We start from the raw sequence: 25,868 nt of genomic DNA on the forward strand, positions 1-25,868 counted from the left end.
ACATCTTGCGTTCACTGTTGAGTCTTTAATTAATTACAACATTGGATCGCACGATATCAGTGCAAATCAGATAAAGCGAAGGAGAATGCTTTAATGAGTGAAACGGTGACTCAAGTTCATAGTGCAGTACAAACCCTTACCCAAAGTTCAGATACTTTATTCCTACTACTCGGCGCAATCATGGTCTTCTTGATGCACGCTGGCTTTGCTTTTCTCGAAGTCGGTACTGTAAGAAAGAAGAACCAAGTCAACGCGCTGGTTAAGATCCTTTCCGACTTTGGTGTCTCCGCCATCGCTTATTTCTTTATCGGTTATTGGGTGGCTTACGGCGCGCACTTTTTTGCCGACGCTGAAACGCTCTCACAAGGTAATGGATACGAGCTGGTTAAGTTCTTCTTTCTAATGACCTTTGCCGCAGCAATTCCTGCGATTGTTTCTGGTGGTATCGCAGAACGTGCACGTTTCTATCCAATTTTGATCGCGACACTGTTTATCGTTGGTTTCATCTACCCATTTTTTGAAGGCATCATTTGGAACGGTAACTTTGGCTTCCAAGATTGGCTAGAAGGCCAATTTGGTTACGGATTCCATGACTTTGCGGGCTCTGTTGTCGTTCACGGCGTTGGCGGTTGGATTGCATTGGTTGCAGTTTACTTCCTCGGCATGCGTAAAGGCCGTATCCGAGCTGGCAAACACACTAACTTCGCACCATCGAACATTCCTTTCTTAGCGCTTGGTTCGTGGATCTTATGTGTTGGTTGGTTTGGCTTCAACGTGATGTCTGCACAAGCTATCAATGGCATCAGCGGCCTAGTTGCGATGAATTCATTAATGGCAATGGTCGGCGGTATTCTAGCGGCTTTAGTCGCAGGTAAAAATGACCCAGGCTTTATCCATAATGGTCCTTTGGCTGGTCTAGTAGCCATTTGTGCAGGTTCAGACTTAATGCACCCATTAGGCGCGTTAGTGACTGGCGGCGTGGCAGGCGCATTGTTTGTTTACCTGTTCACGTACATGCAAAACAAAACACGGATTGATGATGTATTAGGTGTGTGGCCTCTACACGGCGTATGTGGCGCTTGGGGTGGCATTGCAGCTGGTATCTTCGGTCAACAGGCTTTCTGGGGCCTAGGCGGCGTGAGCTTTGCTTCTCAGGTAGTTGGTACTTTGGCGGGTATCACCGTGGCTCTAGTTGGCGCACTCATTGTTTATGGTGTATTGAGCAAAATGACTGGCTTGCGTTTAAGCGAAGAAGACGAATTTAATGGTGCAGACCTTTCAATCCATAAGATCTCTTCTATCAATGAAGATTAGCACTGGGCACTGCCATTAGTTTTAAGCTCTTCGGTACACATCAGTTAAACCAATACTAGGCGGCTTCGGCCGCTTTTTTGTGTTTATTGAAATCAGTCGGAGAGTTTTATTGAAAAGTTAAGTAAACGACTAGCGAGTTATGTCACAAATAGCCAATGAATTCAGTTGCCTAAGACTATGGTCTAATCCCTAAAACTATTGTTGGAATTTGAACAGTGCTAAGCTGTTACAAAGTGACATATTGAAAAGGACGTTGTATGCATTTCCCATATCGAAATATCGTAATTCTTACTGGCGCTGGCATCTCTGCGGAGTCGGGGATACAAACATTCCGAGCACAAGACGGGCTATGGGAAAACCATAAAATCGAAGATGTCGCGACGCCTGAAGGGTTCGTAAAAGATCCAGACCTAGTGCAAGCTTTCTACAACAAACGTCGTCACGGCTTACAAAGCGAAAGTATCTTACCTAATGCGGCTCACAAAGCCCTAGGGGAGCTTGAAGACAAACTTGATGGCAACGTTACTATCATCACGCAAAACATCGACAACCTGCACGAGAGAGGCGGTAGCAACAACATTATTCACATGCATGGCGAACTTTTGAAAGCACGTTGCAGTGAATCCAATCAAGTTATCGAGCATAAAGGTGACATCGAAACAGGTGAACTTTGTCACTGCTGCCAAATCCCTGCTCAAATGCGTCCACATATTGTTTGGTTTGGTGAAATGCCATTGAGAATGGGTGACATCTATTCAGCACTCGAAGAAGCCGATCTGTTTATCTCAATCGGTACATCTGGTGTGGTGTATCCAGCAGCTGGCTTTGTACATGATGCGAAAATGCATGGCGCGCACACGATAGAAATCAACCTTGAACCGAGTGCTGTAGAGAGTGAATTTGAAGAGAAACGCTACGGTAAAGCGAGTATCGAAGTACCAAAACTGGTGAGTGAGCTGTTGTCGGTTGAGAGAGGCTCTTTAACCGCTTAATCAACACTGTCACTGTTGAATGAATATAAAACGGAAGCAAACGCATGTCTGACTACAAATGAGAGCTCAGAGAAGTGTTTGCTTTTTTATTAACCTGACGGTTTGAAATCTTACCGTGAGCCGATTAAACGTCAGCGGCGACTGAGCGTCGAGCTTCCTTCATCGCATACATGGCTTTATCTGATTCTTCCAACGCTCGTTGAAAGTTCTCTTGGTTCGTCATTTCAATACCGTAAGAAAAAGAGATGTTTTCACCGTGAAGCAGGTTACTGACTTGGCTCACGAACTCACCACCACGACCCAATTGCGCAGTCGCGACAAACTCATCACCACCAACACGAAACACCATCTCATCTTCTAAAACCGCTTGGCTAAGTGCTTGAGAGAAGCGAACTATCATCAAATCACCAACTTTATGGCCTTTACAGTCATTCACCTTTTTTAAACCATCTAAATCGAAATAGATGAGCTCAAATTCTTTCAGTCTTATCGCATCAAACTTCTTACGATTATATAAGCCTGTTAGCTCATCTTGCTTGCTTTGATCTTTCAGTTGAGTGGTAAGTTCGGTAATACCGTAGGCGATAAGCAGAAAGGCGATCTGCAATAAGCCATCTTCGAGGAAAGTATCGAGCAATTCGTTTCTGTCTGCCCATTCATCGAGGTGTTTCAGCTCTGTGGTCACATCATAGAATAGGTTGAAAATAAGCAGCAATGCGCCATAACGAAGGATCTTATGCGGACGAATAGCGTGACGGGCAACATAGTAGATATAAATAGTAATCACGAGAGTGTTCGTTTCGAAAAACAGGTCGTAATTAGACTCTATGTGGATGAATGAGCTCAATCCTAGCATCAAGAATGACGCCACGAGCATCAGAGTCACAACTAATAAGATGGGGTTCGCTGGCATGTTAAATCGCACTTTATACTGTTTATATCTAATGTTATATAAAGTGTAGATAAAAATAAAGCGGCTTACGCCGCTTTAGTAACTAATCAGTAACAAACTTAGTTGTTTACTTTTAGTTTTTGGAAGTACTCGTCATAAATGACGCTCGCTTCGCCAACTTCATCTTGCCAAACGCCGTTATCCATCACTGATTGTGGTGGGAAAACGTTCTTGTCTTCAGCAAATTCTTTTGGAAGAAGAGGGTAAGCGGTTTTCACCGGAGTCGGGTAGCCGATCTCTAGAGCAATTTTAGCTGCGTTCTCTGGGCGAAGAAGGAAGTCGATCATTTTATGAGCCGCTTCGATGTTCTTTGCACCTGAAGGAATAGCTAGGCTATCCATCCAGAAGATAGCGCCTTTCTCTGGCCAGATGATATCAATCGTTGCGCCTTCTTGGCGTGCCATGTAAGCAGAACCATTCCAAAGCATACCAAGAGACACTTCACCTGCAAGGTAAGGGTTCGCTGGGAAATCTGAGTTAAATACCAATACGTTTGGCATTAGCTTACGAAGTTCTTCGTAGGCTTCTTTGATCTCTTCAGGGTTAGTTGTGTTTGGAGAGTAACCCAACTTAGATAATGCGATATGGAAAACCTCACGAGAGTCGTCCATCATCATCAGCTGACCTTCCCACTGTGTATCCCACAGGTCGCCCCAGTTTTTCACTGAAGATTTGTCTAGCATATCTGAGTTGATACCAATGCCCGTTGCACCCCAAATGTATGGGATAGAGTAGTTATTGCTTGGGTCAAATGGCTTATCTAAGTAGTTTGGATCCAAATCAGCAAAGTGGCTTAGCTTGGTTTTATCAAGCTCTTGAAGCATGCCTTCTTTACGCATCTTAGAAACGAAGTAAGTAGAAGGAACAACTAGGTCATAACCCGTACCTTGAGTTTTTAACTTAGCGTACATGCTTTCGTTAGACTCATAAGTAGAGTAATAAACTTTAATGCCCGTCTCTTTTGTGAAGTCTTCTAGCACTTCATTTGGAATATATTCAGACCAGTTGTAAAAATACAATTCTTGGTCAGCTGCGAAAGAGGGTGTAGAAAGTAAAGTAGCAGCACACAATGCGCCGGTATACAGTGTTTTTTTCATTACTGTTCCGTTCATTTGTTTGATTTGGAGCTGGGTAGTGACCCAAAGTAAAAGGATTTCGAAAAATCGCGCTATATTATAGCAGTGAAAAAATAAAATAGGCAGCCTAAGCTGCCTATTCATTGATATTCTTCTTTTTAACTTGTTGATTATCTACATCGTCTTGTTAAGTAAACCTGCGACTTACTCGCGATTAAATAATAAGCTAAGTTACTGGCCTGCTTTAAGTTTCATGAAGTAATCTTCATACTTCACTGTCTTATCACCAACCGCGGCTTGCCATTCAACACGGTCAAGATCTTCTTGCGATGGGAACAGCGCTGGGCTGTCTTTAAACTTCTCGTTAGACGCTTTAACTGCAGTTAGGTAGCCTGTGTCACGAGAAATTTGCTCAGCGATTTCAGGGCGAAGTAGGAAGTCGATCATCTTATGAGCCGCTTCTACGTTTGTTGCGCCAGAGCTGATTGCAAAGTTATCAACCCAACCGATGCCGCCTTCTTTAGGGAACACCAGTTTAATTGGTAAACCTTCGTTTTGAGCCGCTGCTGCAGAACCGTTCCAAAGCATTCCAAGACCGACTTCACCAGACATGTATGGCGCGCCTGGGTTGTCTGAGTTAAATACTAGAACGTTAGGCATTAGCTTTTGTAGCTCAGCGTACGCTTCGTCGATCTCTTTCTCATTAGTTGTGTTACCTGAGTAACCTAACTTACGTAGAGCAATGTGGAACACTTCACGGGTGTCATCCATCATCATTAGTTGACCTTCGAGCTCAGGCTTCCATAAATCAGCCCAGCTTTGAAAATCTTCTGGATCGTACATGTCTGTATTCACAGCAAGACCAGTGATCGCAACAACGTGTGGAATAGAGTAGTCGTTGTTTGGATCGTATGGCTTATCCAAGTAGTTTGTATCCAGATTTTTGAAGTTGTTCAACTTCGTTTTGTCGATCTTTTGTAACATACCTTCGTCGCGCATCTTAGATACGAAGTAAGTCGACGGCACAACTAGGTCATAACCTTTGTTGTGTGTTTTTAGCTTTGCGTACAAGGTTTCGTTAGACTCGTAAGTCGAGTAAATCACCTTGATGCCAGTTTCATCGGTGAACTTTTCTAGGATCTCACTGTTGATGTAAGGTCCCCAGTTCATGAATACCAATTCTTTGTTATCTTTCGCAAAAGACGGTGCAGATAACATTGAAAGCGCACATGCACTACCAGCTAATAGAGTAGCCCATTTTTTCATTGACGTTAGCTCCAAACTAAACGTTGCCCTCAGGCAGTAGATAGAAAAACAGAATGGCGATTTACCATTCTGTTTATGATTAACACTTTTTGTAGAACATGAAGTTTCTCAACTTCTTATCAAGTCAGCCTCGTTAAAGAGTAGGAGGCTTACTTAATTTTCTCTCTCGCTAACAACTGAGAAATAATCACCAATATTAGCGACACCACTAACATCACTGTTGCTAGGGCGTTGACCTCTGGAGAGATACCTACTTTAACCATAGAGTAAATCTTCAGTGGCAAGATTTCATACGTAGGGCCAGTTACGAAAGAACTGATGATCACATCATCTAAAGAGAGTGTGAAGCTCAATAACCAACCCGCAGCAACCGCTGGCTTAGCAAGAGGCAGGATGATCTGCTTTAGAATCGTCCATTCACTTGCACCTAAGTCTTTTGCTGCTTCTAGCATTTTTACATCAAAGCCATTCAAGCGACTGTAAACCGTAACAACAACAAACGGCAGACAGAAGGTAATGTGCGCTGCAAGTAGGGTAAAGAACCCCAGTTGCACACCCATTACTAAGAACAGTGCAAGAAGCGAAATCGCCATTACGATATCAGGTGACATCATTACGATGAACAGCATGCCATTGACTGCGCCTTTACCTTTGAATTGGTAACGGAATAGGGCTACTGCTGTCAGGCTTCCGACAATCGTTGCGGCTGTTGCTGAGAACACCGCTACGTTGATCGAGTGCCACGCAGCCTGCATTAGGCTGTCGTTGTTAATTAGCGCGTCATACCACTTAGTGGTAAAGCCACCCCATTTCATACCAAACTTATTGGCATTAAACGAGTTAGCTATCAATACGATAATAGGTAGATATAGGAAGGCGTATACCAGCGCCATAAAGCTGAACTTAACTGTGCGACCCATTAGTCTAGCTCCACTTTCTTGTTCAATAGCTTACCTGCTCGGTAGTAGGCATACAGCATCACAGCCATTGCCATGGTCAGTGCGATACTCGTCGCTGCGCCAAACGGCCAGTCTCGAGCGTTGAGCACCTGGCTCTTAATCACGTTACCAATCAATAGGTTTTTAGCTCCACCTAATAGGTCAGAGATGTAGAACATGCCTAACGCAGGCAGTAGCACCAACAAGCAGCCGCCGATAATACCTGGCATTGTTAGTGGCAGTACGACTTTCAATAGCGTTTGCAGTTTGTTCGCACCTAAATCTTTAGCCGCTTCTAAGTACGTATCGTCCAGTTTTTCAATCGCTGAATACAGCGGAAGAATCATGAACGGAAGTAGGATGTATACCAAACCGATCATTACAGCGGTTTCTGAGTACATGATACGTAGCGGTTTATCGATGATATCTAGCGCTAACAAACTTTTGTTCAAGACACCTTGCGTACCCAGTACAATTTTCAATCCGTACGTACGAATCAAAGAGTTAGTCCAAAATGGAACAATCACTAGGAACAACATGATTGGACGCCACTTCGCAGGCATTTTTGCCACGATATAAGCGAACGGGTAACCAATAATTAAACAAAGTAGGGTTGCGACAATTGCCATATAGAAAGAGTGCATCAACACTTTAAAATACAGCGGGTCAGCCAAACGCACGTAGTTATCGAGAGTAAAGGTCATCTCGATCAAGTTCGCTTCATCACGAGTTAAGAAGCTAGTACCGATGATCATGATGTTTGGAATCATCACGAACAGCACTAACCAACCTGTGATTAAAGCAACAATTGCGTTTTGTAAATTAAACTTCTTGCTCATCTTCTAATACCACTTCCCAGCTCTCAACCCAAGTTACTGCAACTTTTTGGCCCAGTGAGTGATCAACATCAGGGTCATCTTCGTTGAAGAATTCGCTAACCATGACACGCATACCAGATTCAAGTTCTACGACTGAATCTAATGTCATGCCTTTATAGGTTCGCTCGACAATATGGCCAACAATACCGCGCTGCTCAGACTCTTTAATTTCTTCGATACGAAGATCTTCAGGGCGAAGCAATACTTGCAGTTTTTGACCCGGTGTTACGTCTTTATCGTGATAGATAATGGACTCTTCACCTTCGATTGTCGCAACAATGCGTTTTTCATCTTGACGAGATTTCGCTGTCGCTTCGAATACGTTAATTTCACCAATGAAGCGCGCAACGAATAGGTTCTTAGGCTCTTCGTAGATCTCTCTTGGTGTGCCATCTTGTTCAATCACGCCATCACGCATAACAATAATGCGGTCAGACATAGACAGCGCTTCTTCTTGGTCATGCGTTACAAAAATGAACGTGATACCAAGTTGGCGTTGTAATTGTTTCAGCTCGATTTGCATCTGTTTACGTAACTTGTAATCAAGAGCAGATAGAGATTCATCCAATAGAAGAACTTTTGGCTTATTAACGACAGCACGAGCGATTGCGATACGTTGCTGTTGGCCGCCAGATAGCTGGTGTGGTTTTCGTTGTGCCATTTGTTCTAGGCGCACCATTTTTAAAGCATCCATTACACGAGGTTCAATCTCGCTGTTTGGAACTTTCTGCATGCGTAAGCCAAATGCCACATTGTCGAAAACGGTCATATGTGGGAATAGGGCATAGCTTTGGAATACAGTGTTTACATGCCTTTGTTCAGCAGGAACTTGGGTTACGTTTTGTTCAGCTAATAGTATTTGACCACTATCTGCCGTTTCAAAACCCGCAATCATTCTTAGTACGGTTGTTTTACCACAACCTGATGGGCCTAAAATCGTGAGAAACTCACCATGATTTACGTTTAAATCCAGATTGCCGATGACTTCCTTACCATCGAAACTTTTACTGATGCCAGTTAGCTGTACTACTGGCTTTCCTACTGATTTTTTAGCGTTCAACGTCTGTTTTTCTCCACCTTGGTTCTATTTGAGACCTGTTGCTATACACCTTTAAGGCGCGCATCATAATCACCAAAAACGTGAATTCAAAGCATTTTTTACCTTTCGAAGATAAAAAATTTCGCAGGTAAAAGTAAACATCCTTTACCATACTGTTATTTACTGGGTTTACACCCCGACAAGTGTCTAATTATTAACCATTAAGACGCAAAAGCAAGCCTTGTTACAGATTCATATTTTAGTTTGTATCCGACATATGAGTATAATGAAGGTAATTTTTTATCAATAAGTTAGGTCGCTTAGTTTAATTGGCGCACCTAGGTATCAATATGAACAACGACATCGAAAAAGATTTTAATTTGGGCGGTAGTATCAACCGTGCACTTTCTGGCGATTATGAGCTCAAAGCAACGGCTGTATTCCAAGAAGCTTGGAAACATACGATAAGTCACTTTCTTTCGTTCTCCCCTGCGATTATTGCTTTGATGTTCGTGCAACTGGCTATCTTTTATATCGCACTTAAACTGCAGCTTGGTGATCCCGCGGTTATCTTGGATGCGGTTATCGACCCAGAGTCATTTACGCCACAAATCGTTGAATCGATTTTTATTGCGAACTTTAGCTATGAGGTGATCAGCGCGCCGATCTATGCCGGTATTTGTTTAATGGCAATGAGTCACGCTGCTGGTCTACAAACTAAAGTTCGTCACATCGGAAAAGGTTTGCAGTTTACTGTTCCCGTTATTCTAGTGACTTTGTTTAGCCTAATGCTTCAAGGCATCGCAGGGATGATTCTGCCATTCTTGTCTATCTACTTCTCACTTGCGTTCAGCCATTCGATTCTGCTGATTTGTGATAAGAAAGTGCCGCCAATGCAATCGCTACTCCTTTCATTAAGAGCGGTAAACAAAAAGATCTTCGTAGTCGCGTCTATCTACCTAATGGTTATGTTGATGTTCATCGTGGCTGCGATGATGTATGGCATTGGCTTAATCTTTGTTCTTCCATTCTTCTTCCACGTGAAAGGTATCCTTTACCGTGAGATGTTTGGCATCAAGTTAAAACTGATTGCTTCAGATCGTCCAAAGGGCGATGACGATAACAACGACAGCAATAACAAAAACCCACAGGTGTTCGATGCATAAAAACACACAGGCAGGCGCAAGCAAATCACTTGCGCTTAAAGTGACTGCACTGGCTCTTGTTGGCTCTATTTCACTGGTTGGTCCTTATATTTACCAAGAAGAACGACGACGTACGACAGAGCAGAGCGCAAATTCAACTGATCAATTTGGCGACTTGACGGTTGCTTCGAGCACACCGAACTTCGCGGCTATCGAAGATGTCAACGAGAAAAAGGAGACGTTCTTTTCGTTTCTACGTCCAAGCATCAATATTGAAAACAAACGTATCACCAAAGAGCGCGCGTTTTTAACTAAGCTCTCTGAGTCTGGTTTAAGCCATATTGATTCTGAAGACGCGTCTTATGCGAAAAGGTTAGGGAAGTTGTATAGCTTACCTGTGCCCAGTGAAGGTTTGGATCAAGCATGGCTAATAGAGATGCTTAACCGCGTCAATGTACTGCCAGAAGCGCTCGTACTGACACAAGCAGCGAATGAGTCAGCGTGGGGAACATCGCGTTTCGCCACCAAAGCGAACAACTATTTCGGACACTGGTGTTACACCAAAGGTTGTGGGCTTGTTCCGCTACAACGTAACGAAGGCAGTTCGCATGAAGTCGCAACATTCTCTTCAAGCCAAGAATCAGTACACCGTTATTTCATGAACCTTAATCGCAACCGCGCTTACGCCGATTTAAGAGCGATTCGTGCAAAACTTGCTGCGCAAGGTGACGATCTTTTAACAACCGAAACTGCGACAGATCTCACTAATGGCTTATTAAAATATTCTGAGCGAGGTTCAGAGTATGTGACTGATTTACAAGCTATGATCCGTCACAACAAGGTATACTGGAAAAAGTAACTCGATCAGATAGTCATTTGGTGAGCTTAAACGGTAAGTTTGACCATATAACATCACAAAAAGAGCAGCTCATTGGCTGCTCTTTCTATTTATAAACGCTCAACTTCAACAAGATTATAATAATGAAAAAGACAGCACTCGCTTTATTAGCCTCATTAAGCCTTGGGGTTTCTCTTCCAGCTTCTGCACAAGAATACATGTTCACGTATTCTAAACTTTATACCCAGCTGAAAAACAACACCAAAGAAGGGCACGATGACGTCAAAGTTGCGGTCTTCTTTGTGGACCAACAAGCTCAAACAACCTGTCACATCAGCAAAGCGTGGATGGAAAAAGAAGAGCACTACGAAGAGCTAAAAGTCTCTTCCGCGAATGAACTGCTTCTGCCGGTAGATCAAAACCTGCGTTCAGCTAACCCTCTTATTTTTGTACAAACACAAGAACAAGAGTGTGCGTACTCTTTGGTCGTTATGACGCAAGCTCCTTTAGTTGGAACTGTTGAAGTTGCACAGATAGAAAGCCTATTACCACAGATGCAGGCGATGCTTGAAGACGTCAGCGGCATGTTCTCTGGCTGGTTCACGCCAGATATCCAAGGGTTAACGCTGGAGTTCGCTAATAAGCTTGAAGGCAACATCGAGCTTTCAAACGGCAAGCAAATACCAATCAAAAAAGGGCGAGCGAAATTCACCTTAGCGGAGTTGAATGGAACTGACAGCATCACGCTGCCAGAATCAACAGTTCGCGTATTGCCGTACATTCCCGCGCAATAATTTTTAGCAGAATCATTCCCCTAAGCTTTCATTACATACTTTAAAGCGGCCTAATCGAATAAGAGCAGGCTGCTTTTCTTTATCTGCGATATAAACCGAGATCTTGCTAAGACACGTTTCTCTATCCGCAGAGAGAGCTTATCGCACAATAAAAGCAGAATCTTTCTAATACTCCGCTTGTTTATCCTACCGTTACTATTTCAACATGAAATAAAAATCCGTATAATCCACGCCCTAAAACAGTCCCACTAGCAATCTACAGTCGGTAATACGACGGTGTGAGAGTCGCAATGAACCAAAACGATAATAGAAAAGAAACACTTGAATTCAACAAACTTCAGAAACGTCTGAGAAGAAATGTTGGAAATGCCATCATCGACTACAACATGATCGAAGAGAATGATGTGGTAATGGCATGTATTAGTGGCGGTAAAGATTCATTTGCGATGCTAGATATTTTGCTACGTTTGCGTGAAGCAGCACCAATCAAATTTGATGTTGTTGCTGTAAACCTAGACCAAAAACAACCTGGGTTCCCTGAGCACATTCTTCCTGAATACTTTGAAACGCTGAATATTCCTTACTACATCGTAGATAAAGACACGTACTCAGTGGTTAAAGAGAAAGTGCCAGAAGGCAAAACAACGTGTGGTCTATGTTCTCGCCTTCGTCGTGGTACTTTGTACTCATTCGCAGAGAAGATTGGCGCAACTAAGATCGCACTTGGTCACCACCTAGACGACATCGTTGAGACCATGTTCCTTAACATGTTCCACGGCGCTCGTCTTAAGGCTATGCCACCTAAGCTTCGTTCAGATGATGGTCGTAACGTTGTTATTCGTCCACTGACTTACTGCCGTGAAACGGACCTAATCAAATACGCTGAGCACAAAGAGTTCCCAATCATTCCTTGTAACCTATGTGGGTCACAAGAGAATCTACAGCGTCAGAACATTAAAGCGATGCTAATTGATTGGGATAAGAAAACGCCTGGTCGAGTTGAGAAGATCTTCAAGTCAATTCAGAACGTAAGCCCAAGTCAGCTAGCTGACCGCGAGCTGTTTGACTTCGTGAACCTTCCTCTAGACCGTAGTGAAGACCGCAAAGCATACGAATTCGAAGAAGCTGAAATCTCATCTTCAAACATTGATGAGTCAATGTTCATCGACGTGACGAACGTATAAAAGAACAATCGTTGTAGAGCGATATACGCATTCACAACAGACAAACAAAAACGCCTCAAGCAATCCTTGAGGCGTTTTTTTATGAGTTGAACTTACAGTAAAGCTCGTCTACTTAAACGCATTAACCTTTCGAAAGGTTAGGGTCTAATGGACTCACGTAACCAGACGGTTTAAGAGCCAACACATCACAGTTAATCTTGTCTATAACATGTTCCGCTGTATTACCAATAAACACAGCAGACAAGCCAGTACGACCCGTTGTTCCTAGGATCACCATCGCTGCGTTATTTTCAGAAGCTACTCGAGGAATAACATCTTCGGGTAAGCCTTGCTCAACCACAGTTTGCTCTTCACACATACCGTGCTTCTGGCGTAATGCTTTCATTGCCGTTAAGTGATGACCACGAACGGCGTCGGTATAAGACGTTGGATCAAACTCTGGCAGCTCAATGGTGATATTCGCAGGTGTCACCGGGTAAGCATTCACCAAGAACGGTTCAGCGTCCAGACGACCAGTGATCTCTAGTAACCTGTCGACCATCGTATCATTGAGCTCTAAATGAGCTTCTGTTTCGGAGCCTACGTGAACTGAAGCAAAAATCTTTGCTTGATCTGGCCAGAAATCATTTTTGACAAGTAGAACTGGGCTAGGGCACTTTCTTAAAAGATGCCAATCGGTTGGAGTGAAGATGACGGATTCCAAAGTATCGTGCTTACGCGTACCTTTAATCAAGATATCGTGCTCACCACTGTAAACCTCTGCGATGATCGCTTCATACGGACGGTTATGCCAGACCACTTGTACATTAAATTCAATAGAATCATCTAGGTAAGGTTCTGCGACTTTATTCATCCAAATTTCGCGTTGATGAATTACGCCTTTGCGCATTGCATCTCTCTCATCGATAGAGAGCATAGATGTCATTTCATACGAGAAGTCGTATATCGACAAAAAGAAAGTGATGTGGCTTGTTGAGGTGCTTTTCTTAGCAAGTTGGATAGCACGAACTAGAGCTGGTTGCTCGTCGTGGTTAATGTCTGCGACAACTAAAATTTTGTTATAGATACTCATAACTAAGCCTACTTTTTAGACCGAACATATAAATAATGTAGCGTAGTTATGGAGAGATTAAGAGAAATATAAGAGGTTTTTAGAGAGAAACATGATGTAGCTCATTATTGAACTACATCATTGATATCTAAACTATTCTTTTGAAACGCCAGCAAGTTCCATCAACGCATCGTGATCTTCGATAGTGATATATTTGCCTTTAACGCTCAAGATGTCAGCTTTTTGGAAACGGCCTAAAAGACGGCTGATTGTTTCAACAGTCAAACCAAGGTAGTTACCAATATCGCCGCGAGTCATCGTTAGGCGGAACTCACGCGGGCTGAAGCCACGTTGAGAGAAGCGAGTAGAAAGGTTGTAAAGGAATGCAGCAAGGCGCTCTTCCGCATTCTTCTTAGAAAGAAGCAGAATCATTTCTTGGTCACCTTTAATCTCGTTACTCATCAGGCGCATAATTTGCTGACGCAATTTAGGCATTTTTCCTGATAGGTCATCGAGAATCTCATATGGGATTTCACATACCATAGAAGTTTCTAGTGCTTGTGCGAAACTAGGGTGTAGGTCACCAGTAATCGCATCGAAGCCAACAAGATCGCCCGCTAGATGGAATGCAGTAATCTGCTCATCACCTTGCTCAGTAATCGTGTAGCTCTTGATCGTTCCAGAGCGAATAGCATATAGAGATTTAAGCTCGTCACCAGCTTTAAATAACTCTTGGCCTTTTTGAATAGGCTTCTTTCTCTCAATGATCTGATCAAGTTGGTCAAGCTCAGATTCATTCAAAGTAAACGGGATACAAAGCTGGCTAATACTACAATCCTGACAATGGATTGCACAGCCACCAGATTGGACACGTTTCGTTACAGGCTTTTCAGAAATCATAACAATCTTTCACTATTTGATATACGTCAATATTTTAGCATCCCTTTATCCAGTTGGGTAGTAAAAAAACCGGATTTAAAGAATGGCTATACGGTATAAATAATGAGCTGCAGCGCCATATATCCAGTGTAGAAACCGTAAATCAGGATTAAAATTGCGCCGAGTTGACGGAATAAGTCAGCTTGTTGCAATTTCTTGAGGAAATTAGCGCCCATACCAACCGTCAGCATCGCTGGAAGCGTCCCTAAACCGAAGGCAAGCATGATGCCCGCTCCGTTGTACCAACTTCCCGATACCGCAGCCCACGTTAGCATTGAGTAAACAAGACCACATGGAAGCCAACCCCAGATAAAACCAAAAGGCAGGGCGTGGCTTGGGTGTTTGAGCGGAAGAAAAGACTTACCGATTGGAGAGATATAACGCCAAAGCTTCTGGCCTACTTTTTCAAAGAACAACAAGCCGAACCACCATTTGCCAATGTATAAGCCTAAGATGATCATAAAGACAGCAGCAAACAGACGAAGCCAACCGAGCAAAGCATTAAAATCGCTGAGCTGGCCAATCGAAGAGATTGCTCCACCTATCACGCCACCAATCACGGCATAGCTTAATAAGCGTCCAAGGTTATAAAGGAGAGGGATAACAGGGGAAGGTTTGGCATTACCAATCGAAAGAAGCGACGCAATACCACCACACATTCCCATGCAGTGGCCCGCGCCGATCAATCCAACAACAAAAGCTCCGATCCAATCAGGCGTCATTATTCTTTTTATCTAAGTTAGGTTGGCTTTCGTTGTTAGCTTTCTCATTCTTGACAGGTTTGCTATCAGAATGGTTGTGAGCCTTTTCGTCTTCATCAAACAGAATGTTATGGCCTTGTCGCTCAAGGTCTTCAAACTGTTCACTCTTAACGGCCCATAGAAAGATACCGACAGCGATACATACAAGTACGATCGCGATTGGAATGAGTATGTATAAACTTTCCATTATTTACCTTGCTCTTTTAAAAGCCTTAACGAGTTAGACACAACAATAATAGAGCTAGCAGACATGCCTACAACGGCAATGTAAGGAGCAACCAAACCGGCCACGGCCAATGGTAGAATAAGCAGGTTATACCCCAACGACCACGCCAAGTTTTCGCGGATTATCTTACGCGTTTTTAGCGCCAAAGTACGCGACTTAAGTAATCTATCGAGCTTATCACCCAGTAACACCATATCTGCAGAGGCTTTTGCTACATCTGTACCACCACCCATCGCAACAGAAAGGTGAGCCCCCGCAAGAATAGGCGCATCGTTAATGCCATCGCCGACCATCATGGTAATGTCTTTTTCATCACGAGAGTTAAGGTAAGCAAGCTTATCCTCTGGCTTAGCATTCGCAACGATGTCGGTAATACCGATTTCTTCAGCAACAGGCTTCGCGTTTATCAAGGAGTCACCCGTCAGCAGGGTAGTTTTGATACCCGCTTCTTTAAATTGCTTAATGAACTCGATACTTTCTTTACGAATCGGATCTTCATAAGTAAATGTCGCGATATGGCGGCCAGCCAATGACAGGTAGATACCATTACTTTCGGAAGGTTGAGATTCACCAAGAATGAACTCACTGCTACCGATCGCTACTTCTTGACCATTCCACTCACCGGTAATACCCGAGCCAATCACGTTATTAACAGATTCTACTTCGATATCATCAGAAACATAGGTCTTAAACGCTTTAGCAATAGGGTGGTTCGCGTGTTGTTCCAGGCTTGCGGCAACTTGTAAACATGTCTCTTTATCAAGGTCTGAAAAGGTGTCTATTTGGCTGATACGAATATCACCCTCAGTCAATGTACCCGTCTTATCGATGATTAAGTGGTTTACTTTACACAAGGTTTCAAATACATGTCCTTTACGCAGCAAGATACCGAAGTTGCCCATACGAGAAGTAGAACAGGTAATCGCCGTCGGTGTCGCGAGTGACAGAGCGCAAGGACAGGTTGCTACCAATACCGAAAGCATGATCCAAAACGCGTCTTCTGGGCGAGTTTGGTGCCAGTAGAACCAAGTACCAAACGAGATAACCAGAATAACAGCAACAAAGTATCGAGCAACCACATCCGCAATCTCTGCGATGCGAGGCTTAGACAGTTGCGCTTCATCTTGTAGGCGTACGATATTGGAAATCACTGAATCTGCTTTAGACGTCATCACTTCCAATTCAAACGATTCATCACCATTCAATGTACCAGCAAAGACGGTATCGCCTTCATTCTTAACCACATGAATCGATTCACCAGTCAGCATGGACTCATCAATGTGGACTCGGCCAGACAGTACTTTGCCATCCGCAGGAATGTGTTCACCCGGTAGTACGAGGATCTGATCGCCTACTTTTAAGGTTTTAACTGGAACTTGTTCACCGTCTAATTTTGTCGCCATTGCAGGGACGAGCTTAAGCAGGTTACCACTTGCTGCCGCCGCTTTACGACGAGCGCGCATTTCAAGAAAACGACCAAGCAACAGGAAGAAGGTGAACATCGAAATCGATTCAAAGAACACTTCGCCTTTTTCTGTCACGGTCGCAACCAAGCTCGCCACGTAGGCAAACAGCAAAGCAATCGAAACAGGTACATCCATACCTAACGTTCGACCTTTGATGCTTCGCCATGCATTTATATAGAAAGGTAATGCAGAGTAGAGCAGAACCGGTGTCGCGAAGATTAAACTCACCCAACGGAAGTAGCTTTTGAATTCCGGCTCTAGGTTACCAAAGACTTCAAGATATAGAGCCACTGCAAGCATCATGACTTGCATAGTCGCTAGGCCAGCGACACCAAGGCGATACAAGTAGTTCTTCATTGAGCGGTGGTAGGCCGCTTCTTGTTGGTCGGCCTCGAAAGGCGCCGCTTTGTAGCCTAGGGTATGGATTGCCGATAACAACTCACTCAGTTTAACTTGTGTGTTGTCCCAGCTAAGTAGGGCGCGGTTGGTGGTGGTATTGACACGAATACTGCCCACCCCTTGTTTTGAAGAGACTTGTTTCTCAATTAGCCATGCACAAGCAGCGCAAGAAACACCTTCTAGTGACAATGTCACCTCAGAGGTATTTTCGGAGTTGCGAACGAATTCTAATTGAACATCTTCATTGTCGTAATGACTGAGTGCCAGCAGTTGCTCTGGCACTAAATCAGCTTTTTCAGCAGGAGCGGTACGATATTGGTAGTAAGAAACCAAACCGCTGTCAACGATTGTCTGGGCTACGGTTTCGCAACCCGGACAACACATCTTACGAGTCGATCCTAAGATCTCTACTTTAAAATCCGTTTCCGCTGGTACATCTTCACCGCAGTGATAACAGGATTCACACATAAGCTCTAGTTCGTTAGTTGAGTAGGAGTTTCAATAGGGAAGTTCATACGACCTTGCACTAACCATTCTTCGTCATGTGGCGTCAACTCAATGAACCATGGACCTTGCATTTCGTGGTCTAAAGTCAATGTGTAGTTGCCTTTTGCATCTGCGGTAAGTAACTGAGTGAAATCACGGTCAGGTAGCGTTCTATGAACGAACATCGCGCTAATAGCAGGGAAATGATCAAGTTTACCTTTGTCTAAAGTAATGATAACCGAGTTACCTTTCTCGTTAACTAAAGCTGATAAGCCTAATTCTTTAGCGATGTTAACTTTTGAAATATCGACATTAATGCCTTTTCCTTTTTTATAGTAATCCTCAGTCACTAGGTCTACAGAGTTCTGTGTAAACACAATAACCGTCATGATGGTCCAAATAACTACTGTCGCTGGCAACGCGATTAAGAACCACGGCCAAAACTGTTTATACCAAGGCTTTACCATAAAAAATATCTCAAAAAAGAATAAAAAGAAGGGGTTATAAAATAAAGGAAAGACAGCCTCTTAGAAAGAGGCTGTTATTGAAATGTTACTTATTATCTGAGTTGCTTAAGCTCCACACGTAAGATGAAACTAGCTGTACTTTGTCTTCGCCTAGAATGTCTTTCCAAGCAGGCATTACGCCAGAACGTCCGTACATAACTGTTTCAGTTACATCTGCGCGAGAATCGCCAAACAACCAATCGCGGTCAGTTAGGTCAGGAGCGCCAACAGCAGGGTTACCCTTACCATCCGTACCGTGACACGCAGCACACACTACGAAACGAGCTTTACCAGCTTCTGCTTCACGTGCGTTTACGCTACGACCAGAAAGGCTAAGCGTGTAGCTAACTACTTCTTTTACGCCTTCTTCGCCAAGCGCGTCTTTCCAACCAGGCATTTGACCAACACGACCGTGCATAACTGTTGTTACGATAGCCTCAGGCTCACCGCCATATAGCCATGCATCGTCAGTTAGGTTAGGGAAACCTTTCTGACCACGTGCATCAGAGCCGTGACACTGAGAACAGTTTTGCAAGAACAGACGTTGACCCACTTTGATTGCATCAGCATCTGATGCAATGTCAGGGATTGAACGTAAACCGTTTTCGTCGTGAGCTAGTTTTCTGAATGCTTCACCGAAGTAGGTGTCTGCATCATCAAGCTCTTTCGCGTACGCATCTAACTGTTTGTTTGCTTGAGCAGCAGCAATTGCTGAACGAGACTCTTCAATGCTACGAACTTCTTGATTTGAACTTGTCCAACCTAACAGGCCTTTAAAGTTTCCTAGGCCAGGGTATAGAGCAAGGTAAACCGCAGCAAAAACAATTGTACTGATGAAAAGGTATGTCCACCATTTTGGTAGTGGGTTGTTAAGCTCACGAATACCATCGTATTCATGGCCCATATCATGACCTTCTTCTACGCCTGTTTTGTCTTTAAAACACCAACGAAGTAAGACAGCACAACCAATTAGGGTACCAATCGTAATCGCACTAACCCAGATACTCCAGAATGTACTCATTACTTTGTCACTCCTTCATTTTTAGAACTTGTTGCTGGCTCGTCGTCAGCAAACACTAGGTTCGCGTCTTCGTCGAAACGTGATTTACGGTTTTTGCCGTATGCCCACCAAACGATACCGATGAAGCAAGCAAAAACAGTCACAGTCCAAACACTTTGAAATGTAATAATGTCCATAATTATTCCTTATTTCATTGCGTGGCCAAGCGATTGAAGGTAAGCGATGATTGCATCCATCTCTGTTTTTCCTTCAACATCTTGTTTAGCGTTAGCAATTTGTTCGTCTGTGTAAGGAACACCAAATTGATTACGGAAGAGTTCAAGCTTCTGTTGAGTCAATTTGCCATCAAGTACATTCTCAGCAAGCCATGGGAAACCAGGCATGTTTGATTCAGGAACAAGTTCACGAGGGTCGATAAGGTGAACACGGTGCCACTCATCAGAGTAACGATCACCAACACGCGCTAGATCAGGACCAGTACGCTTAGAACCCCATAGGAATGGATGTTCCCAAACGCTTTCGCCAGCTACAGAGTAGTGACCGTAACGTTCAGTCTCAGAGCGGAAAGGACGAATCATTTGGCTGTGACATACGTTACAACCTTCACGAATGTAGATATCACGACCTTCCATTTCTAGAGCAGAGTAAACACGTAGGTTTTCTACGGGTTCAGTTGTCTGCTTTTGGAAAATAAGAGGGGTAATTTCTACTAAAGCACCAAAACTGATAGCAATAACGATCAAGATCGCTAGTAGGCCTACGTTCTTCTCTACCAACTCATGGCGATTATTTGAATTTGAGCTCATTCTAAATCTCCTTAAGCCGGTTGAGGGATAGCTTTAAGGCTATCTTTAGGTGCAGAAACAGTTTTGTACGTGTTGTATGCCATTAAGAACATACCAGATAGGAAGATGAAACCACCTAAGAAACGTACAAAGTAGAACGGGTAAGAAGCTTCTACAGATTCAACGAAACTGTAAGTCAATGTACCGTCAGAGTTAACTGCACGCCACATCAGACCTTGCATCACACCAGAGATCCACATTGCAACAATGTAGAAAACCGTACCAATCGTTGCCAACCAGAAGTGAACATTGATTAGAGATACAGAATACATACGCTCTTGACCAAATAGTTTAGGAACTAAGTGGTAAACCGAACCGATAGAAACCATTGCAACCCAACCTAACGCACCAGAGTGAACGTGACCGATAGTCCAGTCCGTGTAGTGAGATAGTGCGTTAACCGTTTTGATTGCCATCATTGGGCCTTCGAAAGTCGACATGCCGTAGAATGATAGAGAAACGATTAGGAAACGTAGGATTGGGTCGTAGCGAAGCTTATGCCACGCACCAGATAGAGTCATAATACCGTTGATCATGCCACCCCAAGATGGAGCAAACAGAACCAAAGACATAACCATACCTAGAGATTGAGTCCAGTCAGGAAGTGCAGTGTAGTGTAGGTGGTGAGGACCAGCCCAGATATACAGAGACACGAGAGCCCAGAAGTGAACAATCGACAAACGGTAAGAATAAACAGGGCGACCAGCTTGTTTAGGAACGAAGTAGTACATCATACCTAGGAAACCAGCTGTCAATAGGAAGCCTACCGCATTGTGTCCGTACCACCATTGCACCATTGCATCAATCGCTCCGGAATAAATCGAGTACGATTTAAACGCAGATACAGGAACAGCTAGGCTGTTAACGATGTGCAACACGGCAACCGTGATGATGAAGGCTCCGAAGAACCAGTTTGCTACATAAATGTGCGATGTCTTACGTTTAATCATGGTTCCGAAGAACACGACCGCATAAGCTACCCACACAAGAGTAATAGCAATATCGATTGGCCATTCAAGTTCTGCGTATTCTTTACCAGAGGTTAAACCTAACGGTAAAGTAATTGCAGCGGACAGGATAATCGCTTGCCAACCCCAAAAGGTAAAGGCTACGAGAGGGCCACCAAAGAGACGCGTCTGACAGGTACGTTGTACAACATAATATGATGTTGCAAACAGCGCACTTGTACCGAACGCAAAAATAACCGCATTAGTATGCAGGGGACGTAAACGACTGTACGTCAACCACGGCGTATCAAAGTTTAGCTGTGGCCAAACTAATTGAGCGGCAATCAAAACACCAACGCCCATACCGACAATACCCCACAAAATTGTAACTAGGGTAAATTGACGGACGACCGTATAGTTGTAGTTTTGTTCAAGCTGCTTTTCTTGGCTCATTTGCATGCTTCCAATTTCTTATTTACTACACTTTACTTCCAACACGACTCACGTCGTAATGCCACCCAAATTAGAAAAGGAAATTCAGCCTATTCAGGGCTTTATTTCCACTTGCTGATTTTAAAAAAAAGTGGCATTTTCAACGCGACACTATACTTGAATTAACAAATCAATGACAGAGTAGTAACCTTACGCTTGGTCTGGAATTGGATTTTTATTTAAAAACTTTGAACTTTGTAACAAGGAGTAAAGATTATAATGGCGGCACAAAAGCTAACAAAAGGCAGGCTTGTTCAAATTATCGTCATGTTGATTATTTTAATAGCTGCATTTACTTGGAGAACAGTAACATACGATAATAACGAAACAGTAAGCTGTATAGTTTCAAAACCGTGTGAATTTGGTATTGATAATAATAATGTTTCGATTTCGGGCAATAGTCAGGGGTATTCAATTGAAACATCTAAAACTGGCAAATTTATCATTAACTATGATGGAAGCGGAGTTTTAGAATCGAAAGGGGCTTCATCTTGGCTTTTACAAACCAATGATAAGACTTCCTCAATAACGGTTACATTTCCACAACAGGTCATGACGTATACAGTAAGTCTCTCAAAAGAATAAAACTCAAAACTGAGCAACACCTCGCTCTTTGATAGAAATATTGACTAAACCAGTGAAACCTTGCGCATTAAAGTGTTATAAAGACAACATTAATAAAGTTTCCAGAACTCTATGAAATTTCTATCAAAAGTCTCTTATTCTCTAGATGATAAAATCGCCGTAGATGAACTGCTTCTTGGGGTAGAAAACCCCGAGGATATCGCTTGTCTCATTTGCTACTGCACAGAAGAGTACTCGACACTCGCTGTGCAGAGATATTTCGTAGATGCTCTCCCTAATATTCCAATACATGGATGCACGACATGCCATGGGATCATGACTGAAACTGGATTCCATTCAGGGCCTGTGATCGGTGTACTCATCATTTATGATTCAGGTATCAACGCTTACGGCACGGGCATCGAGCACTTCGGTGACTCCATAGACGCCAGCACCTTCAGCGCGATCGATAAAGCACTCAAGAACGCCAACCGAGAAGGTGAAATTCCCGATCTTATTTTGCTTCATTCCACTCCTGGTAATGAAGAGAAAGTGATGGCGGCTATCGATAAGAAATTCGGTACTGAAGTTCCAATTATCGGTGGTAGTGCTGCAGACAATCAGGTTTCTGGAAATTGGAGTCTCTTTACCGAAGAGTCACTCTCAATTAATGGCGTCTCATTAACCGTCTTTTTCTCCTCTCAGTCTATCTATTCATCATTCAGTGCAGGGCACACGCCTACGCGATACTCAGGAACCGTGACCAAAGTAAGAAATAGAATCTTGCTTGAGATAGACCACAGGCCAGCCGCCACGGTTTACAATGAGTGGACTAATTTCCATTTAGGTGGCAGTGACGACGGCTATATCTTTGAAAAGTCATCTGTCTATCCACTAGGCAGAAAAGTCGGTACATCTTACAACTATCCGTATTTCAAACTATCTCACTCAATTCGCGAAACGGAGTGCAACGGTATCGAGCTCTTTACGGATATCAGTGAAGGCGACACCATTTATTTGATGCAAGGTTCCAAACAACAATTGATCAGCCGCGCCGCGAACATCATTCACTCCTCGTACTACAACGATATGGATCTTGAAGAGAAATTAGGGGCGATCAATATATTTTGTGCCGGTCCAATGTTGAATCTAAAACAAGATATGGAGGAGGTTTGTGAGCAAATAAATCAAGCACTTAACGGGCTTCCTTACATATGTCCATTCACGTTTGGTGAGCAAGGTAGGCTATCTGGCGGTGAGAATGCACACGGGAATTTAATGGTATCGTCTGCAACGTTTTATAGGTTGAGAAAGTAATGGGGTCTGAAGGTCAAGAAGCGCTACAAGAAGCTCGTATTGAACTGCAAAAACTAAAAGCCCGTGAGCGAAAACTGGCTGAAGAGAACAGGGTGATCTTATCAACCATCTCAGCGATCAGTAAGGCGAGTAATATATCTGAGATATTCTCCAGCCTTGAGTTCGTACTTAAAAAGTACATTAAATTTGATGACTTTATAGTGGTATCAAGGGTAGGGAACGAAGGTAGCTTCAAAACCTTGCTAACCAATAACAAAGTCTTCGAACAGATGAATTGGAGCGATTGTGGCAAACTATCGCGAGTCATCAATGGTGAATGTGCCATCCTTTTCGAACCCAAATCTCTTGGGGAATTTAACTCTCTGCATCCCATTGTTCTCGACCAAATCAATTCAGTGCTGATTACTGGGATAGATAGTGGTCTAACACAGTCCGTTATCATTTTTATCCACTCAAATACTAAGCACTTTAGTATTGAAACCAAAGCCACACTAAACCGTTTCCGCCCGCTAATAGAGCGTGCTGTTTTCGATATTGAGAACAAAGAAAAGCTTGAAGCGACAGTTAGAGAACGTACTGCAGAACTAGTCACAGCAAGAAAAGACGCAGAAAGAGCTAACAAGGCCAAGTCTGAATTCCTCGCGATGATGAGTCACGAGTTGAGAACACCACTGAATGCTATCATTGGCTTAATCGACACACTAAAATCCACGTCACTCAACGAAGAACAACAGTCTATAGTTCTTAATATGAGCACGTCATCAGAGCTTCTATTGGCAATTATTAGTGACGTGTTGGACTTTTCTAAGATTGAATCTGGATGTTTCTCGCTAGCACCTCAATGGAGCAATGTAAGAGACACTGTAACTTTTGTATTGTCTGAACAAAAGAAGACAGCAGACGAAAAAGGTTTGTCGCTAACAGTAACAAGCGATATCCCTGAAGGCGAACTTCATTACATAGATCCAAGTCGCCTGGCACAAATCCTATTTAATCTGATTGGCAACGCGATTAAGTTCACTGAGCGTGGGCATGTCCACGTTTCTATCAAGTACCAGCAGAGCTCTTTCTATATAACGGTAGAAGACACCGGTATTGGCATTAGCTCGCAACAACTTTCGTCGCTATTCAGTCCATTTGTACAAGCTGATAGCACAATCACACGCAGATTTGGTGGCACTGGTTTAGGTTTGGCAATCACCAAAAGACTAGTTGAGCTGATGCGTGGACGTATATCGGTAGAGAGTGAGCCAGGAAAAGGTTCAAAATTCGAAGTACAGTTGCCAGTTCTTACCAGAGTTAAGAACAATCTGGCCAATAATGAAGACAATAAATGTTCACCCGAGTTAAGAAGCCGTTATTCGGTGTTAGTTGTCGAAGACAATCCGACGAATCAAATGGTCATTAAGTTAATCCTGACGCGACAAGGCCACAAAGTTTTCATCGCCAGCAACGGTGAAGAAGCAATTGGCTTTGTTGAAAAAGCCATTGACTCGATAGACATTATTTTAATGGATATGTCGATGCCTGTGATGGATGGACTAACCACAACCAAGCACATGAGAGATGCCAACATCAAAATACCAATCGTCGCACTAACAGCACACACATCAGTAGAAGACAAATGTTCGTGCTTAGACGTCGGTATGAATGATTTCGTGACCAAACCAGTAAGAACCAAAGAGATCACAGAAGCAATTGATCGATTAATGCTTGAAGTCTAATAAACGTATTCTTAATCGAAGATTAGGAAATATGTTTATTAGGTATTTTATGGTAAATAGTCTTACTGTTAAATAGAACGTCGATTCGGTAGATAAATAAGAGGCAGGGCGTCACACAAAGCGTTCTGCCTTATAAACACAGAAACCAATTTAACATAACGTACATAATGCGCAGTCATTATATGTAAAATCTGAGAGCTTTTCGAGTCTTATCCCTGGCAGATTTCACGTACAGAACCACTTAATTCATTCGCTCAACCATTTTATGGGTTTGACTACACGTTGATTCAAACTAACTCGCGCCACCTTGATTACATCAGCTAAACACTCTTACTGGCTCTTCGCCTAGCACCTGTTTAAATTAGCTCTTAGATGCTATCCATTCATTTCATTATTTAACTTTCAATTTCTGCTAACTTACAACCGATGGCTTCACCGCGTTGTGTGTAAATTTTGAAAGTAATCCTATTGTTGTGCTTTTAGTTCCCGGTTCATCTTCCAATTGCAACTGATAAAGCATTCAAAAACTCCAACACATTACTGAAACCTAATCTGACTTGCTGATTACTGATGTGGACTCTTTTAAGTTGAGCTAGCTTCAAGCTCTATCAATTAACGTTGCTCTCGTTATTTAAGATTCCATGAGCGTGTCTTTGATACTCAAACGACATTATTAAAAAGCTGCATTGCATTCAATGTATGTCCGTA

General features: G+C 43.1%; 25 protein-coding genes. 9 read left to right on the forward strand and 16 right to left on the reverse strand.

Annotation, left to right across the window (positions count from 1 at the left end):
* Positions 1-93 precede the first annotated feature (93 nt).
* Complete coding sequence (locus OCV56_RS08055) at positions 94-1,314, forward strand: ammonium transporter (protein WP_086711429.1); 1,221 nt, start codon at positions 94-96, stop codon at positions 1,312-1,314.
* A gap of 257 nt (positions 1,315-1,571) precedes the next feature.
* The gene (gene cobB / locus OCV56_RS08060) at positions 1,572-2,306 is read left to right on the forward strand and encodes a Sir2 family NAD+-dependent deacetylase (RefSeq protein WP_086711431.1); all 735 of its coding nucleotides are present in this window, start codon (positions 1,572-1,574) and stop codon (positions 2,304-2,306) included.
* A 124-nt stretch (positions 2,307-2,430) separates the two neighbouring features.
* Here the strand turns inward: cobB and OCV56_RS08065 are convergent, their stop codons facing one another.
* From OCV56_RS08065 to potA, 6 genes are all read right to left on the reverse strand, one after another.
* Complete coding sequence (locus OCV56_RS08065; protein WP_086711433.1) at positions 2,431-3,231, reverse strand: GGDEF domain-containing protein; 801 nt, start codon at positions 3,229-3,231, stop codon at positions 2,431-2,433.
* A gap of 86 nt (positions 3,232-3,317) precedes the next feature.
* The gene (locus OCV56_RS08070) at positions 3,318-4,355 is read right to left on the reverse strand and encodes an extracellular solute-binding protein (protein ID WP_008217941.1); all 1,038 of its coding nucleotides are present in this window, start codon (positions 4,353-4,355) and stop codon (positions 3,318-3,320) included.
* 210 nt (positions 4,356-4,565) lie between these two features.
* The gene (locus OCV56_RS08075) at positions 4,566-5,600 is read right to left on the reverse strand and encodes an extracellular solute-binding protein (RefSeq protein WP_086711436.1); all 1,035 of its coding nucleotides are present in this window, start codon (positions 5,598-5,600) and stop codon (positions 4,566-4,568) included.
* 149 nt (positions 5,601-5,749) lie between these two features.
* The gene (gene potC, locus OCV56_RS08080; protein WP_086711438.1) at positions 5,750-6,520 is read right to left on the reverse strand and encodes a spermidine/putrescine ABC transporter permease PotC; all 771 of its coding nucleotides are present in this window, start codon (positions 6,518-6,520) and stop codon (positions 5,750-5,752) included.
* Positions 6,520-7,377 (reverse strand): spermidine/putrescine ABC transporter permease PotB, encoded by an 858-nt coding sequence (potB, locus tag OCV56_RS08085; RefSeq protein WP_017059630.1) that lies wholly within the window; start codon positions 7,375-7,377, stop codon positions 6,520-6,522. The genes potC and potB overlap by 1 nt, the downstream gene beginning before the upstream one ends.
* The gene (gene potA / locus OCV56_RS08090; RefSeq protein ID WP_017059631.1) at positions 7,361-8,476 is read right to left on the reverse strand and encodes a spermidine/putrescine ABC transporter ATP-binding protein PotA; all 1,116 of its coding nucleotides are present in this window, start codon (positions 8,474-8,476) and stop codon (positions 7,361-7,363) included. Before potA ends, potB begins: the two co-directional genes overlap by 17 nt.
* A gap of 329 nt (positions 8,477-8,805) precedes the next feature.
* Between potA and OCV56_RS08095 the strand changes: the two genes are divergently transcribed.
* From OCV56_RS08095 to ttcA, 4 genes are all read left to right on the forward strand, one after another.
* On the forward strand, positions 8,806-9,621 hold the full coding sequence (locus tag OCV56_RS08095) for a DUF2189 domain-containing protein (protein WP_086711440.1): 816 nt from the start codon (positions 8,806-8,808) through the stop codon (positions 9,619-9,621).
* On the forward strand, positions 9,614-10,459 hold the full coding sequence (locus OCV56_RS08100) for a glucosaminidase domain-containing protein (protein WP_086711442.1): 846 nt from the start codon (positions 9,614-9,616) through the stop codon (positions 10,457-10,459). Before OCV56_RS08095 ends, OCV56_RS08100 begins: the two co-directional genes overlap by 8 nt.
* A 122-nt stretch (positions 10,460-10,581) precedes the next feature.
* A complete protein-coding gene (locus OCV56_RS08105; RefSeq protein WP_086711444.1) occupies positions 10,582-11,232 on the forward strand; it encodes a DUF2987 domain-containing protein in 651 nt (216 codons plus the stop codon).
* 290 nt (positions 11,233-11,522) lie between these two features.
* Positions 11,523-12,416, forward strand: a complete 894-nt coding sequence (gene ttcA, locus OCV56_RS08110) for a tRNA 2-thiocytidine(32) synthetase TtcA (RefSeq protein ID WP_017059635.1) — start codon at positions 11,523-11,525, stop codon at positions 12,414-12,416.
* A 121-nt stretch (positions 12,417-12,537) separates the two neighbouring features.
* Here the strand turns inward: ttcA and uspE are convergent, their stop codons facing one another.
* The 10 genes from uspE to ccoN form a co-directional block, all read right to left on the reverse strand.
* Positions 12,538-13,488, reverse strand: a complete 951-nt coding sequence (gene uspE / locus OCV56_RS08115; RefSeq protein WP_086711446.1) for a universal stress protein UspE — start codon at positions 13,486-13,488, stop codon at positions 12,538-12,540.
* A 132-nt stretch (positions 13,489-13,620) separates the two neighbouring features.
* Positions 13,621-14,367, reverse strand: a complete 747-nt coding sequence (locus tag OCV56_RS08120) for an FNR family transcription factor (RefSeq protein ID WP_017632474.1) — start codon at positions 14,365-14,367, stop codon at positions 13,621-13,623.
* A gap of 86 nt (positions 14,368-14,453) precedes the next feature.
* Positions 14,454-15,128 (reverse strand): sulfite exporter TauE/SafE family protein, encoded by a 675-nt coding sequence (locus tag OCV56_RS08125; RefSeq protein ID WP_086711448.1) that lies wholly within the window; start codon positions 15,126-15,128, stop codon positions 14,454-14,456.
* Positions 15,118-15,354: a cbb3-type cytochrome oxidase assembly protein CcoS gene (gene ccoS / locus OCV56_RS08130; RefSeq protein WP_086711450.1), complete on the reverse strand. Its 237-nt coding sequence runs from the start codon at positions 15,352-15,354 to the stop codon at positions 15,118-15,120. Before ccoS ends, OCV56_RS08125 begins: the two co-directional genes overlap by 11 nt.
* Positions 15,354-17,726, reverse strand: coding sequence for a heavy metal translocating P-type ATPase (locus tag OCV56_RS08135; RefSeq protein WP_086711452.1), 2,373 nt, complete (start codon positions 17,724-17,726; stop codon positions 15,354-15,356). The genes ccoS and OCV56_RS08135 overlap by 1 nt, the downstream gene beginning before the upstream one ends.
* 5 nt (positions 17,727-17,731) lie before the next feature.
* Positions 17,732-18,211: a FixH family protein gene (locus OCV56_RS08140; RefSeq protein WP_086711454.1), complete on the reverse strand. Its 480-nt coding sequence runs from the start codon at positions 18,209-18,211 to the stop codon at positions 17,732-17,734.
* An 85-nt stretch (positions 18,212-18,296) separates the two neighbouring features.
* Positions 18,297-19,271 carry a cytochrome-c oxidase, cbb3-type subunit III gene (gene ccoP / locus OCV56_RS08145; protein WP_086711456.1) on the reverse strand — a complete coding sequence of 325 codons (975 nt, stop codon included), beginning with the start codon at positions 19,269-19,271 and terminating at the stop codon, positions 18,297-18,299.
* On the reverse strand, positions 19,271-19,447 hold the full coding sequence (locus tag OCV56_RS08150) for a CcoQ/FixQ family Cbb3-type cytochrome c oxidase assembly chaperone (protein WP_004742291.1): 177 nt from the start codon (positions 19,445-19,447) through the stop codon (positions 19,271-19,273). The genes ccoP and OCV56_RS08150 overlap by 1 nt, the downstream gene beginning before the upstream one ends.
* 9 nt (positions 19,448-19,456) lie before the next feature.
* Positions 19,457-20,077, reverse strand: coding sequence for a cytochrome-c oxidase, cbb3-type subunit II (gene ccoO / locus OCV56_RS08155; protein ID WP_004742292.1), 621 nt, complete (start codon positions 20,075-20,077; stop codon positions 19,457-19,459).
* 11 nt (positions 20,078-20,088) lie between these two features.
* Entirely contained in the window at positions 20,089-21,522 is a 1,434-nt protein-coding gene (gene ccoN, locus OCV56_RS08160) for a cytochrome-c oxidase, cbb3-type subunit I (RefSeq protein ID WP_009846707.1), read from the reverse strand.
* Between the two features lie 252 nt (positions 21,523-21,774).
* Between ccoN and OCV56_RS08165 the strand changes: the two genes are divergently transcribed.
* The 3 genes from OCV56_RS08165 to OCV56_RS08175 all read left to right on the forward strand — a co-directional run bounded on the left by OCV56_RS08165 (position 21,775) and on the right by OCV56_RS08175 (position 25,160).
* Positions 21,775-22,140, forward strand: coding sequence for a hypothetical protein (locus tag OCV56_RS08165; protein ID WP_086711458.1), 366 nt, complete (start codon positions 21,775-21,777; stop codon positions 22,138-22,140).
* A 111-nt stretch (positions 22,141-22,251) separates the two neighbouring features.
* On the forward strand, positions 22,252-23,436 hold the full coding sequence (locus OCV56_RS08170; RefSeq protein WP_086711460.1) for an FIST signal transduction protein: 1,185 nt from the start codon (positions 22,252-22,254) through the stop codon (positions 23,434-23,436).
* On the forward strand, positions 23,436-25,160 hold the full coding sequence (locus OCV56_RS08175) for an ATP-binding protein (RefSeq protein ID WP_086711462.1): 1,725 nt from the start codon (positions 23,436-23,438) through the stop codon (positions 25,158-25,160). Before OCV56_RS08170 ends, OCV56_RS08175 begins: the two co-directional genes overlap by 1 nt.
* Positions 25,161-25,868 lie beyond the last annotated feature (708 nt).

The organism is Vibrio gigantis (assembly GCF_024347515.1).
GTDB lineage: Bacteria > Pseudomonadota > Gammaproteobacteria > Enterobacterales > Vibrionaceae > Vibrio > Vibrio gigantis.

Coding starts and splice junctions, on each gene's coding strand:
- OCV56_RS08055 (WP_086711429.1), top strand. CDS start 94: ATGAGTGAAACGGTGACTCAAGTTCATAGTGCAGTACAAACCCTTACC.
- cobB (WP_086711431.1), top strand. CDS start 1,572: ATGCATTTCCCATATCGAAATATCGTAATTCTTACTGGCGCTGGCATC.
- OCV56_RS08070 (WP_008217941.1), bottom strand. CDS start 4,355: ATGAAAAAAACACTGTATACCGGCGCATTGTGTGCTGCTACTTTACTT.
- OCV56_RS08075 (WP_086711436.1), bottom strand. CDS start 5,600: ATGAAAAAATGGGCTACTCTATTAGCTGGTAGTGCATGTGCGCTTTCA.
- potC (WP_086711438.1), bottom strand. CDS start 6,520: ATGGGTCGCACAGTTAAGTTCAGCTTTATGGCGCTGGTATACGCCTTC.
- potB (WP_017059630.1), bottom strand. CDS start 7,377: ATGAGCAAGAAGTTTAATTTACAAAACGCAATTGTTGCTTTAATCACA.
- OCV56_RS08095 (WP_086711440.1), top strand. CDS start 8,806: ATGAACAACGACATCGAAAAAGATTTTAATTTGGGCGGTAGTATCAAC.
- OCV56_RS08100 (WP_086711442.1), top strand. CDS start 9,614: ATGCATAAAAACACACAGGCAGGCGCAAGCAAATCACTTGCGCTTAAA.
- OCV56_RS08105 (WP_086711444.1), top strand. CDS start 10,582: ATGAAAAAGACAGCACTCGCTTTATTAGCCTCATTAAGCCTTGGGGTT.
- ttcA (WP_017059635.1), top strand. CDS start 11,523: ATGAACCAAAACGATAATAGAAAAGAAACACTTGAATTCAACAAACTT.
- uspE (WP_086711446.1), bottom strand. CDS start 13,488: ATGAGTATCTATAACAAAATTTTAGTTGTCGCAGACATTAACCACGAC.
- OCV56_RS08120 (WP_017632474.1), bottom strand. CDS start 14,367: ATGATTTCTGAAAAGCCTGTAACGAAACGTGTCCAATCTGGTGGCTGT.
- OCV56_RS08125 (WP_086711448.1), bottom strand. CDS start 15,128: ATGACGCCTGATTGGATCGGAGCTTTTGTTGTTGGATTGATCGGCGCG.
- ccoS (WP_086711450.1), bottom strand. CDS start 15,354: ATGGAAAGTTTATACATACTCATTCCAATCGCGATCGTACTTGTATGT.
- OCV56_RS08135 (WP_086711452.1), bottom strand. CDS start 17,726: ATGTGTGAATCCTGTTATCACTGCGGTGAAGATGTACCAGCGGAAACG.
- OCV56_RS08140 (WP_086711454.1), bottom strand. CDS start 18,211: ATGGTAAAGCCTTGGTATAAACAGTTTTGGCCGTGGTTCTTAATCGCG.
- ccoP (WP_086711456.1), bottom strand. CDS start 19,271: ATGAGTACATTCTGGAGTATCTGGGTTAGTGCGATTACGATTGGTACC.
- OCV56_RS08150 (WP_004742291.1), bottom strand. CDS start 19,447: ATGGACATTATTACATTTCAAAGTGTTTGGACTGTGACTGTTTTTGCT.
- ccoO (WP_004742292.1), bottom strand. CDS start 20,077: ATGAGCTCAAATTCAAATAATCGCCATGAGTTGGTAGAGAAGAACGTA.
- ccoN (WP_009846707.1), bottom strand. CDS start 21,522: ATGCAAATGAGCCAAGAAAAGCAGCTTGAACAAAACTACAACTATACG.
- OCV56_RS08165 (WP_086711458.1), top strand. CDS start 21,775: ATGGCGGCACAAAAGCTAACAAAAGGCAGGCTTGTTCAAATTATCGTC.
- OCV56_RS08170 (WP_086711460.1), top strand. CDS start 22,252: ATGAAATTTCTATCAAAAGTCTCTTATTCTCTAGATGATAAAATCGCC.
- OCV56_RS08175 (WP_086711462.1), top strand. CDS start 23,436: ATGGGGTCTGAAGGTCAAGAAGCGCTACAAGAAGCTCGTATTGAACTG.